The organism is Pseudomonas sp. ChxA (assembly GCF_030263855.1).
Taxonomy (GTDB): domain Bacteria; phylum Pseudomonadota; class Gammaproteobacteria; order Pseudomonadales; family Pseudomonadaceae; genus Aquipseudomonas; species Aquipseudomonas fluorescens_CB.
Genome location: NZ_JARPMK010000001.1, coordinates 1,292,121 through 1,308,306 on the forward strand (window position 1 = coordinate 1,292,121; position 16,186 = coordinate 1,308,306).

Consider the following 16,186-nt stretch of genomic DNA (forward strand, 5'->3'; position numbering starts at 1 on the left):
CTCGCTCGCTTAGCGCTTCAGCGAAGCCGGCAGGTGCGGCTGGATCGCCGTCAGTACTGCCTTGAAGCATTTGGTGTTGCCCGCAACTACGTGGCCTTTCTCCAGGAAGTCGTGACCACCGGTGAAGTCGCTCACCAGGCCGCCAGCTTCCTGGATCAGCAAGGCGCCCGCAGCCATGTCCCACTCGGACAGGCCCGACTCCCAGAACGCATCAAAACGACCGGCGGCAACATACGCCAGGTCCAGGCTGGCAGCACCGGCGCGGCGGATGCCGGCGGTCTGGCCAACCAGGGCGCGGAACATGCCCAGGTAGTTTTCCAGGTTGTCCATCTGGTCGTCACGGAACGGGAAGCCAGTGCCCAGCAGGGCGCCGTCCAGGCTGGTACGACCGCTGACACGCAGGCGACGACCGTTCAACTGGGCGCCACGGCCACGGCTGGCGGTGAATTCTTCCTGGCGAACCGGGTCGAGTACGACGGCGTGTTCCAGGCGGCCACGGTATTTACAGGCAATGCTCACTGCAAAGTGTGGGATGCCGCGCAGGAAGTTAGTGGTGCCATCCAGTGGGTCGATGATCCACAGGTAGTCTTCGCCTTCGCCGCTGCCTTTGTGCAAGCCGGTTTCTTCACCGAGGATGCCGTGGGTAGGGTAGGCCTTGCGCAGCGCGTCGATGATTTTTTGCTCGGCGGCGCGGTCCACCTCGGATACATAATCCTTGGCGTCTTTTTCGTCGACCTTGATGGTATCCAGGCGCTCGATGGAGCGGAAGATCAATTCACTGGCGCTGCGGGCGGCGCGCAGCGCGATATTCAGCATGGGCTGCATGGATGTGTCACCTAAGGTTGTTAAAGAAAGCCGGGCATTCTAGCAGAAACTTTCTTCAGGTGAAGGACGACGTTAGCTTTCATGGCATAACCTTAGGCTGTTCTGTAAGATTTGCTCCCCTTTCCCGTGTCCGAGAGCGCCTCCCTTGCTGCATAACATCCGTGTCGTCCTCGTCAATACCAGTCATCCCGGCAACATCGGCGGGGTGGCGCGAGCCATGAAAAACATGGGGCTGACGCGCCTGGTGCTGGTCGAGCCGCGTGTGTTCCCGCACCACGAAGCTGATGCCCGAGCGTCCGGCGCCAATGACATCCTTGAAAAAGCCCAGGTCGTCGCCACGTTGGAAGATGCCTTGGTCGGCTGCAACCTGGTGCTTGGCACCAGTGCGCGCGACCGGCGAATCCCCTGGCCATTGCTGGATCCGCGCGAGTGCGGCACCAAAGTGGTGGAAGAGGCTGCAGGCGGCGCTGAAATCGCCTTAGTGTTTGGCCGTGAAGACTCCGGCCTGACCAATGAAGAGCTGCAGCGATGTCATTACCACGTGCACATCCCATCAGACCCTGAGTTCAGCTCGCTGAACCTCGGGGCAGCGGTGCAGGTGTTGAGTTACGAAGTGCGCATGGCCTGGCTGGCTGCACAAGGCCAGCCGAGCAAGTTCGAGAAGGATGAAGTCGCATCGACCAAGAGTGGCGAGTTGGCCACCATGGACGAGCTGGAGCGATTCTATGAGCACCTGGAGCAAACCCTGGTGGCCATTGAGTTTCTCGATCCGGAAAAACCCCGGCACTTGATGGCACGTCTGCGTCGCTTGTACGGCCGTAGCTCGGTCAGCCGGGCAGAAATGAACATATTGCGTGGCATCCTCACGGAAACCCAGAAAGCGGCCCGTGGTGAGCTTCTTAAGCGGAAGGATTAAAAATGTTCGAGCGTTTGCGAGAAGATATCCAGAGTGTTTTCCACCGTGACCCGGCGGCGCGCAACGCCTTCGAAGTGCTGACCTGCTACCCAGGCATGCACGCGATCTGGATTCACCGCCTGTCCGCAGTCTTATGGGGCATGGGCTGGAAGTGGCTGGCACGGCTGGTGTCGAACTTCGGGCGCTGGTTGACCGGAATCGAGATTCATCCTGGCGCCAAGGTGGGTCGTCGGTTCTTTATCGACCATGGCATGGGCATCGTGATCGGTGAAACCGCCGAAATCGGTGATGACGTGACGCTGTATCAGGGCGTGACCCTGGGCGGCACATCGTGGAATAAAGGCAAGCGTCACCCGACATTGGGCGACGGCGTAGTGGTGGGGGCGGGCGCCAAGGTGCTTGGCCCGTTCACTGTCGGTGCGGGTGCCAAGGTGGGTTCCAATGCTGTGGTGACCAAGGCTGTACCGGCTGGCGCGACGGTGGTGGGTATTCCCGGGCGCATCATCGTCAAGCCGGAGCTCGGCGACGAGCAGGAAGCCAAGCGCAAAGCCATGGCTGAGAAGATCGGTTTCGATGCCTACGGTGTCAGCGAAGACATGCCCGACCCGGTGGCGCGTGCCATTGGCCAGTTACTCGACCACTTGCAGGCGGTAGACGGCAAGCTGGACGGTATGTGCGGCGCGCTCAAAGAGCTGGGCAGCAACTACTGTGCAAAAGATCTGCCTGAACTGCGCGAAGAAGACTTCGCCGAGATCAAGGTTGAAGCGGCCACCACCAAGGCTGGCTAAACCTTAAGCTCGATAAGGTCTCCTGTGGGAGCTGGCTTGCCTGCGATAGCGGTCTGCCAGCTTCCTTAAAGGGTGCCTGCCCACCGCTACCGCAGGCAAGCCAGCTCCCACATTTGGCCTCCATTGGTCTTGAGATTGAGTCGTGACCCCGTTCCCGCTGTTCGTCCCCACCCCACCCTGCTATGATTCGCGCGCCCTTTTTACGGGTAATCCTGACTAAAGTACTAGGTCTTATAGTTGACTTAAATACTCGGGAATCGCATACTTGCTCCCATTCTGAAACACCTTGGTACTTGTCCATGAGACTGACTACAAAAGGCCGATACGCGGTGACCGCCATGCTTGACCTGGCCTTGCACGCGCAAACTGGGCCGGTGTCCCTGGCCGATATCTCCGAGCGCCAAGGCATTTCCCTGTCCTATCTTGAGCAGCTGTTCGCCAAATTGCGCCGTAGCAACTTGGTCTCCAGCGTGCGTGGGCCGGGTGGTGGCTATCAATTGTCGCGCGATATGCAGGGCATTCAGGTAGCCCAGGTGATCGACGCGGTGAACGAATCCGTCGATGCCACCAAATGCCAGGGTTTGGGTGACTGCCACGCCGGCGACACCTGCCTGACCCACCACTTGTGGTGTGACTTGAGCCTGCAGATCCATGAGTTTTTGAGTGGTATCAGCTTGGCTGATCTTGTGACTCGCCGTGAGGTACAAGAAGTAGCCCAGCGTCAGGACCAGCGCCGTTGCAACACCAAGGCGCCGCGTCTGGACAAGATTGAAGCGTCCGCCGTCGAGTGACAGCCGAAGAGCTAACGGCACGCCAGCCAGCCTGATTTAGGAGAAAGTCCATGAAATTGCCGATTTACCTTGATTACTCAGCGACCACCCCGGTTGATCCGCGTGTCGCGCAAAAGATGAGCGAGTGCCTGCTGGTTGACGGAAACTTCGGCAACCCAGCCTCCCGTTCCCACGTATTCGGCTGGAAAGCCGAGGAAGCGGTCGAGAACGCTCGTCGCCAAGTTGCCGACCTGGTGGGCGCCGATCCACGCGAAATCGTCTGGACCTCCGGTGCTACCGAATCCGACAACCTGGCAATCAAGGGCGCGGCGCATTTCTATGCGACCAAAGGCAAGCACCTGATCACCACCAAGATTGAGCACAAGGCTGTCCTCGACACCATGCGCCAACTGGAGCGTGAAGGTTTCGAGGTCACCTACCTTGAGCCAACCACCGACGGTATCGTCACCCCGGCCATGATCGAAGCGGCTCTGCGTGAAGACACCATCCTGGTTTCCGTGATCCACGTGAACAACGAAATCGGCACCATCAACGACATCGCAGCCATTGGCGAGCTGACTCGCTCCAAAGGCATCCTGCTGCACGTCGACGCTGCTCAGTCCACCGGCAAGGTCGACATCGACCTGTCCAAGCTGAAAGTCGACCTGATGTCGTTCTCTGCCCACAAGACTTACGGCCCTAAAGGCATCGGCGCGCTGTACGTGAGCCGCAAGCCTCGGGTGCGCATCGAAGCCACCATGCACGGCGGCGGTCACGAGCGCGGCATGCGTTCCGGCACCCTGGCGACTCACCAGATCGTCGGCATGGGCGAAGCCTTCCGTGTAGCCAAAGAAGACATGGCTGCCGAAAACATTCGCATCAAGGCGCTGAGCGATCGCTTCTACAAGCAGGTCGAGAACCTTGAAGAGCTGTACATCAATGGCAGCATGACCGCCCGTGTACCGCACAACCTGAATTTGAGCTTCAACTACGTCGAAGGCGAGTCGCTGATCATGGCGCTCAAGGACCTGGCGGTTTCGTCCGGTTCGGCCTGTACCTCGGCGTCCCTAGAGCCTTCGTACGTTCTGCGCGCCTTGGGCCGCAACGACGAACTGGCACACAGCTCGATCCGCTTTACCTTCGGCCGCTTCACCACCGAAGAGCAAGTCGACTACGCCGCGCAGAAAGTCTGCGAAGCCGTCAACAAGCTGCGCGTTCTGTCGCCGCTGTGGGACATGTACAAAGACGGTGTCGATATCTCCAAGATCGAGTGGGCGGCACACTAAATATAGAAGCCGCCACCCAAGCTCTGTAAGAACGTGGCGGAAAACGCAGGCGTTTTTACAGGGTTCCAGAGCGGCCCTGATGAGTGAGGATTCAGTACCATGGCTTACAGCGAAAAGGTCATCGACCACTACGAAAACCCGCGCAACGTCGGCAAGATGAACGCGGAAGACCCTGATGTCGGCACCGGCATGGTCGGCGCTCCGGCGTGCGGCGATGTGATGCGCCTGCAGATCAAGGTCAACGACGCTGGCGTTATCGAAGACGCCAAGTTCAAGACTTACGGCTGCGGTTCCGCCATTGCCTCCAGCTCCCTCGCTACCGAGTGGATGAAGGGCAAGACCCTGGATGAGGCTGTCACCATCAGCAACACCCAGCTGGCTGAAGAACTGGCCCTGCCACCAGTGAAAATTCACTGCTCCGTACTCGCAGAAGACGCCATCAAGGCGGCCGTTCGCGACTACAAGCAGAAGAAAGGCTTGATCTAAGCATTTGGCGACGAGTAAGGAGTCAACGATGGCTATCAGCATGACAGAAGCGGCTGCGCAGCACATTCGCCGCTCCCTGAATGGGCGCGGTAAAGGTGAGGGGATTCGTCTGGGTGTTCGCACCACAGGCTGTTCCGGCCTTGCCTACGTGCTGGAGTTTGTCGACGAGGTGGTTGAGGAAGACCAGGTGTTCGAAAGTCACGGCGAGAAAGTGATCATCGACCCTAAAAGCCTGACCTACCTGGACGGCACCGAACTCGATTTCGTCAAGGAAGGGTTGAACGAAGGCTTCAAGTTCAACAACCCCAACGTGCGCGGTGAATGTGGCTGCGGCGAAAGCTTCAACATCTGAGGCTATTCGTGGGTACTCCTTGTCATTTCGCTTTATTCGAGCTGCAGCCGAGCTTTCGGCTGGACCTTGAGCAGCTTGCCGCGCGCTACCGAGAGTTGGCGCGCGGGGTGCATCCGGACCGCTTTGCTGACGCATCCGAGCGTGAGCAACGCCTGGCGCTGGAGCAATCGGCCAGCCTCAACGAAGCCTATCAGACGCTGAAAAACCCGCCCAAACGCGCGCGCTACCTGCTCGCGTTGAACGGTGGTGAGTTGCCGATCGAAGTCACGGTGCACGACCCGGACTTCCTGATGCAGCAGATGCAGTGGCGCGAAGAACTCGAAGACTTGCAGGACGAGGCGGATATAGCCGGTGTCGCGGTCTTCAAGCGTCGTCTGAAAGTGGCCCAGGATGAGCTCAATGAAAGCTTCGCAGCCTGTTGGGATGATGCAGCGCAACGTGAACAGGCCGAACGCCTGATGCGGCGCATGCAGTTCCTCGACAAGCTCACCTACGAAGTGCGCCAGCTAGAAGAGCGCCTCGACGATTAACCCAGTGCTGCCCGTGATGCACGCCTGATAGACAGATAAGACCTGATTACCATGGCCCTACTGCAAATCGCCGAACCCGGCCAAAGCCCTCAACCGCACCAGCGTCGCCTGGCGGTCGGGATTGACCTGGGCACTACCAATTCCCTGGTTGCTGCCTTGCGCAGCGGCCTGTCCGAACCGCTGCCCGACGCCGATGGCCAGGTGATCCTGCCCTCCGCTGTGCGTTATCACGCTGATCGCACCGAAGTCGGTGAGTCGGCCAAGCTGGCAGCGTCCAGTGACCCGTTGAATACCGTGCTGTCGGTTAAACGCCTGATGGGGCGCGGTCTGTCCGACGTCAAGCAATTGGGCGACCAGCTGCCGTACCGCTTTGTCGGCGGCGAATCCCATATGCCGTTCATCGACACTGTCCAAGGCCCGAAAAGCCCGGTGGAAGTGTCGGCCGACATCCTCAAGGTGCTGCGTCAGCGCGCAGAAAATACCTTGGGCGGCGAACTGGTCGGCGCAGTGATCACCGTGCCTGCCTATTTCGACGACGCTCAGCGTCAAGCCACCAAGGACGCAGCGAAGCTTGCGGGCCTGAACGTGTTGCGTTTGCTCAACGAGCCGACTGCAGCGGCGGTGGCCTATGGCCTGGATCAGCACGCTGAAGGCCTGGTGGCAATTTATGACCTGGGCGGCGGCACCTTTGATATTTCGATCCTGCGTCTGACCGGCGGCGTGTTTGAAGTTCTGGCCACTGGTGGCGACAGCGCTTTGGGCGGCGATGACTTTGACCATGCGATTGCCGGCTGGATCATCACCAGCGCTGGTTTGTCGGCTGATCTGGATCCGGGCGCGCAGCGTAATCTGCTGCAAACCGCCTGCGCGGCCAAGGAAGCCCTGACCGATGCCGCTGCTGTTGAAGTTTCCTACGGCAACTGGGCGGCTCAACTGACTCGCGAAGCCTTTGATGCGCTGATCGAGCCGATGGTCGCCCGCAGCCTCAAAGCCTGCCGCCGTGCAGTGCGCGATTCCGGTATTGAGCTCGAAGACGTGGCCGCGGTGGTCATGGTCGGCGGTTCGACGCGCGTCCCGCGCGTTCGCGAAGCGGTTGCCGAGGCGTTTGGTCGCCAGCCACTGACAGAAATCGACCCGGACCAAGTGGTCGCCATCGGCGCCGCCATCCAGGCCGATACCCTGGCCGGCAATAAGCGCGAGGGTGGCGAACTGCTGCTGCTCGACGTGATCCCGCTGTCCCTGGGCCTGGAAACCATGGGCGGCCTGATGGAAAAGGTGATTCCACGCAACACCACCATCCCCGTCGCACGCGCCCAGGACTTCACGACTTACAAAGATGGCCAGACGGCCATGATGATTCATGTGCTGCAAGGCGAGCGTGAGCTGATCAGCGACTGCCGCTCCCTGGCGCGCTTTGAATTGCGCGGCATCCCGGCGATGGTCGCGGGCGCGGCGAAAATACGCGTGACCTTCCAGGTCGACGCCGATGGGCTGCTCAGCGTGGCAGCACGTGAGTTGGCCTCGGGCGTTGAAGCCAGCATCCAGGTCAAGCCGTCCTACGGCCTCACCGATGGCGAAATTGCCAAGATGCTCAAGGATTCGTTCCAGTATGCCGGTGACGACAAGGTTGCCCGCGTGCTGCGCGAGCAGCAAGTCGATGCCCAGCGCCTGCTTGAAGCCGTGCAGGGCGCTTTGGAAGCCGACGGCGAGCGTTTGCTGGATGCCGAAGAGCGCATGGTTATCGACCTGCAAATGCAGGAACTGGCCGAACTGATGAAAGGCAACGATGGTTACGCCATCGAGCAACAGACCAAGCGCCTGTCGCAAGTGACTGATGCCTTTGCCGCCCGCCGCATGGATCAGACGGTGAAAGCCGCACTGGCCGGGCGCAACCTGAATGAAATCGAGGAATAATTAATGCCGCAGGTCATTTTTCTGCCACACGCCGAGCATTGCCCGGACGGTATGGTCGTGGAGGCTGAGACCGGCAAGTCCATCCTCGAAGTTGCCCATGACAACCACATCGAGATCGAAAGTGCCTGCGGCGGTGTCTGCGCCTGCACCACGTGCCACTGCGTGATTCGTGAGGGTTTTAACTCTCTCGAAGAAGCGGACGAACTGGAAGAGGACTTTCTGGATCGCGCCTGGGGCCTTGAAGCGACTTCTCGCCTAAGCTGTCAGGCAAAGGTCGGTACGGAAGACATCACCGTCGAAATTCCGAAATATTCCCTCAACCATGCGGCCGAAGCGCCGCATTGATTCAAGGAAATGTCATGAGCCTGAAATGGGTTGATGTACAAGAAATCGCTATACAACTTGCTGAAGCCCACCCGGAGGTCAATCCTCTGACGGTCAACTTCGTCAAGCTGCGCAATCTGGTGATGGAGCTGCCGGACTTCGACGACATCCCTGACCGGGGTGGCGAAAAGGTTCTGGAGGCGATTCAAGGCCTGTGGATCGAAGAAGCAGACTGAGCCGCCTTTTTACGCAGTTAGGCAATACCCAATAACCCGCGTATAATTCGCGGGTTTAATTTTTCGTAAATTACCGTTTCTGGAGTTACACCATGGCTGTTCAACGTACTTTCTCCATCATCAAGCCTGACGCTGTTGCAAAAAACGTCATCGGCGAGATCACCACTCGTTTCGAAAAAGCCGGCCTGAAGGTTGTAGCTTCGAAACTCAAGCAACTGTCCAAAGCTGAAGCTGAAGGCTTCTACGCTGAGCACAGCGCGCGTGGCTTCTTCGGCGACCTGGTTGCCTTCATGATCTCCGGCCCTGTTGTTGTTCAGGTTCTGGAAGGCGAAAACGCTATCGCTCTGAACCGTGAGCTGATGGGCGCTACCAACCCTAAAGAAGCGGCTGCCGGCACCATCCGTGCTGACTTCGCTGAGTCCATCGACGCCAACGCTGTTCACGGTTCGGACTCCGAAGCCGCTGCTGCTCGCGAAATCTCGTACTTTTTCGCTGCTACTGAAGTAACCGCTCGCTAAGCATCGGCTTAAAGAGTGAGGGTGAATCCATGACTACATCGACTGTTAAAACCAACCTGCTGGGTCTGACTCAACAGGAAATGGAAAAATTCTTCGACTCAATCGGGGAGAAGCGTTTCCGTGCCGGTCAGGTAATGAAGTGGATTCACCACTTTGGTGTCGACGATTTCGACGCCATGACGAACGTCAGCAAGGCCCTGCGCGACAAGCTCAAGGCCATTGCTGAGGTCCGTGGTCCCGAGGTTGTCAGCGAGGACATCTCCACCGACGGCACCCGTAAGTGGGTGGTGCGCGTGGCGTCCGGCAGCTGCGTCGAGACCGTCTACATTCCCCAGGGCAAGCGCGGCACTTTGTGCGTTTCGTCCCAGGCAGGCTGTGCCCTGGACTGCAGTTTCTGCTCCACCGGCAAGCAAGGCTTCAATAGCAACCTCACCGCCGCCGAAGTCATCGGCCAGGTATGGATTGCCAACAAATCCTTTGGCAGCGTCCCGGCGACCGTCGACCGTGCCATCACCAACGTGGTGATGATGGGCATGGGTGAGCCGCTGCTGAATTTCGACAACGTCGTTGCCGCCATGCATTTGATGATGGACGACCTGGGCTACGGCATCTCCAAACGCCGCGTGACCCTGTCGACCTCCGGCGTGGTGCCGATGATCGATGAGCTGGCGAAGCACATCGACGTGTCCCTGGCGTTGTCGTTGCACGCACCGAATGACGCATTGCGTAACCAATTGGTGCCAATCAACAAGAAGTATCCGCTTAAGATGCTGCTTGAATCTTGCCAGCGTTACATGGCGACCTTGGGCGAAAAGCGTGTGTTGACCATTGAGTACACCATGCTCAAGGACATCAACGACAAAGTTGAACACGCGGTCGAAATGATCGAGCTGCTCAAGAACACCCCGTGCAAGATCAACCTGATTCCGTTTAACCCGTTTCCCCATTCTGGCTACGAGCGGCCGAGCAACAACGCCATCCGCCGTTTCCAGGATCAACTGCACCAGGCCGGCTACAACGTTACTGTGCGCACCACCCGTGGTGAAGACATCGACGCCGCCTGTGGTCAACTGGTCGGGCAAGTGATGGATCGCACCCGCCGCAGTGAGCGTTATATCGCCGTGCGCGAACTTAACGCCGCCGAAGATTTGCCGCAAATTGCTGTGAATCGAATCTGAGAGAGGACCTCTATGCCCTTGCGCCTCGCGCTGCTGTTGCTTTTTACCGGTCTCGTGGCCGGTTGTGTTTCATCGGGCCATGACAGCCCCATGCAAACCGGCAAGGGCCGTGACGAGGCGCGAATTGCCTATGTGCAATTGGGCTTGGGTTATTTGCGCCAAGGCATGAGCGAACAGGCCAAGGTGCCGTTGAAAAAAGCCCTTGAGCTGGACGGCGACGACGCCGATGCCAATGCCGCACTGGCGCTGGTATTCCAGGCCCAGGCCGAGCCTGAACTGGCCGACGCGTATTTTCACAAGGCCCTGGCCGTACGCCCTGCCGACCCGCGGCTGCTGAACAACTACGGCAGTTTCCTGTTTGCGCAGCAACGTTACGACCAGGCGTCCCGCTATTTCCAGCAAGCCAGTACCGATACCCTTTACCCTGAGCGTTCGCGAGTGTTCGAAAACCTTGGGGTGACCTCGATACGCCTTGGCCTACGCGACAGCGGTCGTCAGCAACTGGAAAAAGCCTTGCACTTGAACAGTCGCCAGCCACGGGCGTTGCTCGAAATGGCTGAGTTGTCTTACGAAGACAGGCATTATGTGCCGGCACGTGACTTTTACGAGCGTTTTAGCCTGCTCAGCGGGCAAAATGCACGTAGTCTATTGCTCGGTGTGCGCCTGGCGACGGTTCATGAAGAACGCGACACGGCCGCACAGTTTGGCCAGCAACTCGAACGACTCTATCCCGGTACGCCGGAATATCAGCAATACCTGTCGGAGCAATGATGAAAGCGGCGCACCCGGAAGTTGTAGCAGCTAATCGCGTAAACCCAGGCGAGACCTTGCGTCAGGCCCGCGAAAGCAATGGTTGGTCGCTGGCAGAAGTGGCCCTCAAGCTCAATTTGACCGCCACGTCCCTGGGCAACCTGGAAGCCGGCGCATTCGACAAGCTGCCTGGGCATACCTTCGCCCGCGGCTATATCCGCGCCTACGCCAAATTGCTGGGCATCGACCAGACTGTATTGGTCCAGGAGTTCGACCAGTTCACCGGCACCGACTCCCAGGGCAGTAACGTGCATGGCCTGGGCCGCATCGAAGAACCGGTACGGGTTTCCCACACGATTTTGCGGATTGTCAGCCTATTGCTGCTGATTGCCGTGGTGGGTGGCGGTTTCGTCTGGTGGCAAGACCAGGCTTCCCAGCGCACCAAAGACCTGACCAGCAACGCCATGGAGCACGTCGAAGTCGAAAGCGCCGACGGCACCACCCAGATTCATCCGCTGGATGAGCCGGAAGACCAGGCCGTTGCCCAAGGCCAAGCCGCCTCGGAGACGCCGGCCACCACCGAGCAACCGACACCGGAGGCGGGCACTGCACCTGCTGCCACCGCTGCGGTGCCGGCTCCAGCCGTACCGGCTGCCCCGGTTGCCCAGGCGCATACGCCGGCTGTTCCGGCGGCTCCTGCGCAGTCTTCAGCGATCAACGCACCAGTGGCCCCGGCCCCGGCTGCGATTTCGCCTCCCACCACCCCGGCATTGATCGCCGGCGACGGGCATATCCAGATTACCTTCATCGCTGACTGCTGGACGCAAGTCACCGATGGCAATGGCAAAGTGCTGTTTAGCGGTCTGAAGCGTAAGGGAGATACACTTGACCAAGGCGGCAAGCCTCCTTTGACGCTGCGTCTGGGCTTTGCCCGTGGCGCGCAAGTGGCCTATAACGGCCAGCCTGTGGACGTGGCGCCGTTCACCAGTGGCGAGACCGCTCGCCTCAAGTTGGGACAATAGTCATGCACGGCGAATCTCCAATCAAACGTCGCGTATCGCGCAAGATCTGGGTCGGCTCGGTGCCGGTAGGTGGCGATGCCCCTATCGCGGTGCAGAGCATGACCAACAGCGACACCAATGATGTTGCCGCCACCGTCGCCCAGATCAACCGTCTGGAAGCGGCCGGCGTAGACATCGTGCGGGTTTCCGTGCCGGACATGGACGCTGCTGAAGCCTTTGGCCGCATCAAGCAACTGGTCAAGGTGCCGTTGGTCGCCGACATTCACTTCGACTACAAAATCGCTCTGCGTGTGGCCGAGCTGGGTGTGGACTGCCTGCGCATCAACCCAGGCAACATCGGTCGCGAAGACCGTGTGCGCGCCGTGGTGGACGCGGCCCGTGACCGTGGGATTCCCATACGCATCGGCGTCAACGCCGGTTCGCTGGAAAAAGACCTGCAGAAAAAGTACGGCGAACCGACCCCAGCCGCGCTGGTTGAGTCGGCATTGCGCCACGTCGAGCACCTTGAACGCCTGAATTTCCAGGACTTCAAGGTCAGCGTAAAGGCCTCCGACGTGTTCATGGCGGTAGAAGCCTACCGCCTGTTGGCCAAGGAAATCGTGCAGCCGTTGCACCTGGGTATCACTGAAGCGGGCGGTTTGCGCTCAGGCACAGTGAAATCTGCGGTGGGTCTCGGTATGCTGCTCGCCGAAGGGATTGGCGATACTATCCGCATCTCCCTGGCGGCAGACCCCGTAGAGGAAGTGAAAGTCGGCTACGACATTCTCAAATCCCTGCGTTTGCGTTCCCGTGGCATCAACTTCATTGCCTGCCCGAGCTGCTCGCGGCAGAACTTCGACGTGGTGAAAACCATGAACGACCTGGAGTTGCGCCTCGAAGACCTGCTGGTGCCGCTGGATGTGGCGGTGATCGGGTGTGTGGTCAATGGGCCGGGTGAAGCCAAGGAAGCCCATGTGGGCCTGACTGGCGGTACACCGAACCTGATTTACATCGACGGCAAGCCGTCGCAGAAACTGACGAATGAGAATCTCGTGGATCATCTGGAAAAGCTGATCCGCGAGAAAGCAGCTGAAAAGGTTGCGGCTGACGCAGCGCTGATCGCGCGCGGCTAAGAACGAATTTAAGGATTAGATGTGAGCAAGTCTCTGCAAGCCATTCGTGGCATGAACGACATCCTGCCGGAGCAGACGCCACTGTGGCGCTACTTCGAGAGCACGGTCGCGCGCCTGTTGGATAACTACGGTTACAAACAGATCCGCATGCCGATCGTCGAGTTCACCGAGCTGTTCAAGCGCTCCATCGGTGAAGTGACCGACATCGTCGAAAAAGAGATGTACACCTTTGAAGACCGCAACGGCGACTCCCTGACCTTGCGTCCGGAAGGCACTGCTGCGTGCGTGCGGGCCGTGCTTGAGCATGGCCTGACCGGTGGTGGTCAGCCGCAGAAATTGTGGTACATCGGGCCGATGTTCCGTCACGAGCGTCCGCAGAAAGGCCGTTATCGCCAGTTCCACCAGATTGGCCTTGAGGTGTTCAACCTCGATGGTCCGGACATCGACGCCGAGCTGATCGTGCTGACCTGGCGCCTGTGGGGCATGCTGGGTATTCGCGATGCGGTCAAGCTTGAACTTAACAGCCTGGGCACCAGCGAGTCCCGTGGGCGCTACCGTGAAGCCCTGGTGGAATTCCTGTCTGCGCGCCTGGACAAGCTGGACGAAGACAGCCAGCGCCGTCTGAAAACCAACCCGCTGCGTGTTCTGGATACCAAGAACGCCGACACCCAGGCCGTACTGGTCGACGCCCCGAAAATGGCCGACTACCTGGATGACGAGTCGCGCGCGCATTTTGAGGGCCTCAAGGCTCGCCTGGATGCGGCCGGTATTCCCTACGTGCTCAACCCCAAGCTGGTGCGTGGTCTCGACTACTACAGCAAGACCGTGTTCGAGTGGGTCACCGACAAACTCGGCGCCCAGGGCACCGTGTGTGCCGGTGGTCGCTACGACGGCCTGGTTGAGCAAATGGGCGGCAAGCCGACCACGGGCGTAGGTTTCGCCATGGGCATCGAGCGGCTGATCCTGCTGCTGGAAACCCTGGAGCAGATCCCGGAAGAAATCTCCCGTCAGGTGGACGTGTACCTTTGCGCCTTTGGCGAAGCTGCCGAACTGGCAGCTTTGGCCCTGAGCGAAAAAGTGCGCGACCAACTGCCGAACCTGCGCCTGCAGATCAATGCCGGCGCCGGCAGCTTCAAGAGCCAGTTCAAGAAGGCCGACAAGAGCGGTGCGCTGTATGCGCTGATCCTCGGCGATGACGAGCTCGCCCAGCAAGTGATAGGTTTCAAACCCCTGCGTGGCCAGGGCGAGCAACAGAACATTGCCTTTGATGCGCTCGCCGCGCACTTGGCCACCTGCGTCGTGCAGGGTTGAAGCTGTCGAACAGCCGAATTTAGCGATTAAGGAGTATTGGGGTGTCGAGTACTGATGATGAGCAAATGGCCGAGTTCAAGGACTGGTGGCAGCGTAACGGCAAGCCCCTGGTTACTGGCGGTCTGCTGGCTTTAGTGGTGGTGTTTGGCTGGCAAGCCTGGCACAAATATCAGGCCAACCAGTCCCAAGGCGCCTCGATCCTCTACCAGCAATTGCTGGAAACCACGCTGACGCCGGACGGTAAGCCCGATCCAGCCCAAGTGGCGGACCTGGCCGGCAAGCTGAAAAACGAATTTGGCGGTAGCACCTACGCCCAGTACGGCAGCCTGTTCGTCGCGAAAGTGGCGGTCGACACCGGCAAGCTGGATGACGCCGCCACCGAGCTGAAGGCTATCGCCGACAAGCCGACCAACCCGACCCTGGGTGAAATCGCACGTCAGCGCCTGGCTCAGGTATTGGCGGCACAGAACAAGGCTGACGAAGCACTCAAACTGCTCGACGGCGATGCTGACAAAGCATTTGTGGCCACTCGTGAAGAGCTCAAGGGCGACCTGTTGGTCCAATTGGGTCGTACCGACGAAGCCCATGCTGCGTACCAAAAAGCCAAGGCGGCGCTGTCTGATGAAGCGGCGGTCGGTGGCTTACAAATCAAGCTGGACGACTTGGCCAAAGGGGATGCGTGACGTGATCCGTTGGAAACATGCAGCATTGCTGGCTCTGGCCGTTCTGGCCGCGGGTTGCAGCAGCAACAGTAAAAAAGAACTGCCTCCTGCCGAGCTGACCAGCTTCAAGGAAGAAGTGGTCCTGCAAAAGCAGTGGAGCCGCTCCGTCGGTGATGGCCAGGGCGACCTGTACAACCTGCTGCAGCCGGCGATCGACGGCGACAACATTGTCGCCACTGACTCCACTGGCGTAGTCATGGCCATGGATCGCATGAATGGCGACGTGAAGTGGAAGAAAGACCTCGAACTGCCGGTTTCCGGTGGTGTAGGCGTCGGCTACGGCATGGTGCTGGTCGGTACGCTCAAAGGCGACGTAGTGGCTCTGGACTCGGCAACGGGTGAAGAGAAATGGCGCGCTCGCGTGACCAGCGAAGTGCTCGCAGCGCCAGCTACCAACGGCGACGTGGTCGTAGTGCAGACCCAGGATGACCGTGTAATCGGTCTGGATGCCGCTACCGGCAACCAGCGCTGGTTGTACGACAGCACCCCGGCGGTGTTGACCCTGCGCGGTACCAGTGGTCCGATTGTGACCAACAACCTGGCCGTTGCTGGCCTGTCGACCGGTAAAGTGGTCGCCCTGGATACCCAGAACGGCGTGCCGGCCTGGGAAACCCGTGTGGCCATCCCGCAAGGTCGCTCCGAACTGGACCGCGTAGTGGACATTGACGGCGGCCTGCTGCTGTCGGGTGAAACCATTTACGTGGCCACCTACCAGGGCCGTGTTGCGGCACTGGACCTGCAAAGCGGCCGCATCAACTGGCAGCGTGATGCTTCCAGCTACGCCGGTGTCGCCCAAGGGTTTGGCAGCGTCTACGTAAGCCTCGCTTCCGGCACCGTTGAAAGTGTCGACGAGCGTTCCACCACTGCACTGTGGAGCAACGACTCCCTGGCCCGCCGTCAATTGTCGGCACCAGAAGTGTTCTCCAGCTACGTAGCGGTAGGTGACTTCGAAGGTTACCTGCACCTGCTGAGTCAGGTAGACGGTCGATTTGTCGGCCGCGAGCGTATCGACAGCGACGGTCTGCGTGCGCGTCCGCTGGTTGTGGGTAACATGCTTTACGTGTTTGGCAACAGCGGCAAGCTGGAAGCCCTGACCATCAAGTAAGCAACTATGCTTGGGGTAAAACCCAGGCGGCCCCGCTTCGG

19 protein-coding genes are annotated in these 16,186 nt (G+C 59.5%); 18 read left to right on the forward strand and 1 reads right to left on the reverse strand.

Annotation, left to right across the window (positions count from 1 at the left end; all coding sequences use genetic code 11):
- Positions 1 to 9: 9 nt before the first annotated feature.
- Entirely contained in the window at positions 10 to 825 is an 816-nt protein-coding gene (suhB, locus tag P5706_RS05730) for a type III secretion system regulator SuhB (protein ID WP_003175971.1), read from the reverse strand.
- Positions 826 to 970: 145 nt separating this feature from the next.
- Between suhB and trmJ the strand changes: the two genes are divergently transcribed.
- The 18 genes from trmJ (at position 971) to bamB (ending at position 16,145) form a co-directional block, all read left to right on the forward strand.
- Positions 971 to 1,741, forward strand: a complete 771-nt coding sequence (trmJ, locus tag P5706_RS05735) for a tRNA (cytosine(32)/uridine(32)-2'-O)-methyltransferase TrmJ (protein ID WP_285678742.1) — start codon at positions 971 to 973, stop codon at positions 1,739 to 1,741.
- A 2-nt stretch (positions 1,742 to 1,743) separates the two neighbouring features.
- On the forward strand, positions 1,744 to 2,529 hold the full coding sequence (gene cysE, locus P5706_RS05740; RefSeq protein ID WP_200434204.1) for a serine O-acetyltransferase: 786 nt from the start codon (positions 1,744 to 1,746) through the stop codon (positions 2,527 to 2,529).
- Between the two features lie 299 nt (positions 2,530 to 2,828).
- Positions 2,829 to 3,320, forward strand: a complete 492-nt coding sequence (gene iscR / locus P5706_RS05745) for a Fe-S cluster assembly transcriptional regulator IscR (protein ID WP_003194020.1) — start codon at positions 2,829 to 2,831, stop codon at positions 3,318 to 3,320.
- A 50-nt stretch (positions 3,321 to 3,370) separates the two neighbouring features.
- Positions 3,371 to 4,585, forward strand: coding sequence for an IscS subfamily cysteine desulfurase (locus P5706_RS05750; protein WP_017135944.1), 1,215 nt, complete (start codon positions 3,371 to 3,373; stop codon positions 4,583 to 4,585).
- 99 nt (positions 4,586 to 4,684) lie between these two features.
- Entirely contained in the window at positions 4,685 to 5,071 is a 387-nt protein-coding gene (gene iscU, locus P5706_RS05755; protein WP_003175965.1) for a Fe-S cluster assembly scaffold IscU, read from the forward strand.
- A 28-nt stretch (positions 5,072 to 5,099) separates the two neighbouring features.
- Positions 5,100 to 5,423: an iron-sulfur cluster assembly protein IscA gene (gene iscA, locus P5706_RS05760; protein ID WP_003209680.1), complete on the forward strand. Its 324-nt coding sequence runs from the start codon at positions 5,100 to 5,102 to the stop codon at positions 5,421 to 5,423.
- A gap of 8 nt (positions 5,424 to 5,431) precedes the next feature.
- Positions 5,432 to 5,953: a co-chaperone HscB gene (gene hscB, locus P5706_RS05765; protein ID WP_200434205.1), complete on the forward strand. Its 522-nt coding sequence runs from the start codon at positions 5,432 to 5,434 to the stop codon at positions 5,951 to 5,953.
- 51 nt (positions 5,954 to 6,004) lie between these two features.
- Entirely contained in the window at positions 6,005 to 7,867 is a 1,863-nt protein-coding gene (gene hscA / locus P5706_RS05770; RefSeq protein WP_285678743.1) for a Fe-S protein assembly chaperone HscA, read from the forward strand.
- Positions 7,868 to 7,870: 3 nt separating this feature from the next.
- Positions 7,871 to 8,212 carry an ISC system 2Fe-2S type ferredoxin gene (fdx, locus tag P5706_RS05775; protein WP_015885743.1) on the forward strand — a complete coding sequence of 114 codons (342 nt, stop codon included), beginning with the start codon at positions 7,871 to 7,873 and terminating at the stop codon, positions 8,210 to 8,212.
- A gap of 14 nt (positions 8,213 to 8,226) precedes the next feature.
- Positions 8,227 to 8,427: a Fe-S cluster assembly protein IscX gene (iscX, locus tag P5706_RS05780; protein ID WP_003238461.1), complete on the forward strand. Its 201-nt coding sequence runs from the start codon at positions 8,227 to 8,229 to the stop codon at positions 8,425 to 8,427.
- Between the two features lie 92 nt (positions 8,428 to 8,519).
- Positions 8,520 to 8,945: a nucleoside-diphosphate kinase gene (gene ndk / locus P5706_RS05785; RefSeq protein WP_003175956.1), complete on the forward strand. Its 426-nt coding sequence runs from the start codon at positions 8,520 to 8,522 to the stop codon at positions 8,943 to 8,945.
- Positions 8,946 to 8,974: 29 nt separating this feature from the next.
- A complete protein-coding gene (rlmN, locus tag P5706_RS05790) occupies positions 8,975 to 10,123 on the forward strand; it encodes a dual-specificity RNA methyltransferase RlmN (protein ID WP_017135948.1) in 1,149 nt (382 codons plus the stop codon).
- Between the two features lie 12 nt (positions 10,124 to 10,135).
- Positions 10,136 to 10,894 (forward strand): type IV pilus biogenesis/stability protein PilW, encoded by a 759-nt coding sequence (pilW, locus tag P5706_RS05795; RefSeq protein ID WP_285678744.1) that lies wholly within the window; start codon positions 10,136 to 10,138, stop codon positions 10,892 to 10,894.
- Positions 10,894 to 11,895 carry a RodZ domain-containing protein gene (locus tag P5706_RS05800; protein WP_285678745.1) on the forward strand — a complete coding sequence of 334 codons (1,002 nt, stop codon included), beginning with the start codon at positions 10,894 to 10,896 and terminating at the stop codon, positions 11,893 to 11,895. Before pilW ends, P5706_RS05800 begins: the two co-directional genes overlap by 1 nt.
- Positions 11,896 to 11,897: 2 nt before the next feature.
- The gene (ispG, locus tag P5706_RS05805) at positions 11,898 to 13,007 is read left to right on the forward strand and encodes a flavodoxin-dependent (E)-4-hydroxy-3-methylbut-2-enyl-diphosphate synthase (RefSeq protein ID WP_056858733.1); all 1,110 of its coding nucleotides are present in this window, start codon (positions 11,898 to 11,900) and stop codon (positions 13,005 to 13,007) included.
- 21 nt (positions 13,008 to 13,028) lie between these two features.
- Positions 13,029 to 14,318 carry a histidine--tRNA ligase gene (gene hisS / locus P5706_RS05810; RefSeq protein ID WP_200434209.1) on the forward strand — a complete coding sequence of 430 codons (1,290 nt, stop codon included), beginning with the start codon at positions 13,029 to 13,031 and terminating at the stop codon, positions 14,316 to 14,318.
- 65 nt (positions 14,319 to 14,383) lie between these two features.
- Entirely contained in the window at positions 14,384 to 15,001 is a 618-nt protein-coding gene (locus P5706_RS05815) for a tetratricopeptide repeat protein (RefSeq protein WP_178110808.1), read from the forward strand.
- The gene (gene bamB / locus P5706_RS05820) at positions 14,994 to 16,145 is read left to right on the forward strand and encodes an outer membrane protein assembly factor BamB (protein WP_200434210.1); all 1,152 of its coding nucleotides are present in this window, start codon (positions 14,994 to 14,996) and stop codon (positions 16,143 to 16,145) included. Before P5706_RS05815 ends, bamB begins: the two co-directional genes overlap by 8 nt.
- The last annotated feature ends 41 nt before the right edge of the window (positions 16,146 to 16,186 follow it).

Coding starts and splice junctions, on each gene's coding strand:
- suhB (WP_003175971.1), bottom strand. CDS start 825: ATGCAGCCCATGCTGAATATCGCGCTGCGCGCCGCCCGCAGCGCCAGT.
- cysE (WP_200434204.1), top strand. CDS start 1,744: ATGTTCGAGCGTTTGCGAGAAGATATCCAGAGTGTTTTCCACCGTGAC.
- iscR (WP_003194020.1), top strand. CDS start 2,829: ATGAGACTGACTACAAAAGGCCGATACGCGGTGACCGCCATGCTTGAC.
- P5706_RS05750 (WP_017135944.1), top strand. CDS start 3,371: ATGAAATTGCCGATTTACCTTGATTACTCAGCGACCACCCCGGTTGAT.
- iscU (WP_003175965.1), top strand. CDS start 4,685: ATGGCTTACAGCGAAAAGGTCATCGACCACTACGAAAACCCGCGCAAC.
- iscA (WP_003209680.1), top strand. CDS start 5,100: ATGGCTATCAGCATGACAGAAGCGGCTGCGCAGCACATTCGCCGCTCC.
- hscA (WP_285678743.1), top strand. CDS start 6,005: ATGGCCCTACTGCAAATCGCCGAACCCGGCCAAAGCCCTCAACCGCAC.
- fdx (WP_015885743.1), top strand. CDS start 7,871: ATGCCGCAGGTCATTTTTCTGCCACACGCCGAGCATTGCCCGGACGGT.
- iscX (WP_003238461.1), top strand. CDS start 8,227: ATGAGCCTGAAATGGGTTGATGTACAAGAAATCGCTATACAACTTGCT.
- ndk (WP_003175956.1), top strand. CDS start 8,520: ATGGCTGTTCAACGTACTTTCTCCATCATCAAGCCTGACGCTGTTGCA.
- rlmN (WP_017135948.1), top strand. CDS start 8,975: ATGACTACATCGACTGTTAAAACCAACCTGCTGGGTCTGACTCAACAG.
- pilW (WP_285678744.1), top strand. CDS start 10,136: ATGCCCTTGCGCCTCGCGCTGCTGTTGCTTTTTACCGGTCTCGTGGCC.
- P5706_RS05800 (WP_285678745.1), top strand. CDS start 10,894: ATGAAAGCGGCGCACCCGGAAGTTGTAGCAGCTAATCGCGTAAACCCA.
- ispG (WP_056858733.1), top strand. CDS start 11,898: ATGCACGGCGAATCTCCAATCAAACGTCGCGTATCGCGCAAGATCTGG.
- P5706_RS05815 (WP_178110808.1), top strand. CDS start 14,384: ATGGCCGAGTTCAAGGACTGGTGGCAGCGTAACGGCAAGCCCCTGGTT.
- bamB (WP_200434210.1), top strand. CDS start 14,994: ATGCGTGACGTGATCCGTTGGAAACATGCAGCATTGCTGGCTCTGGCC.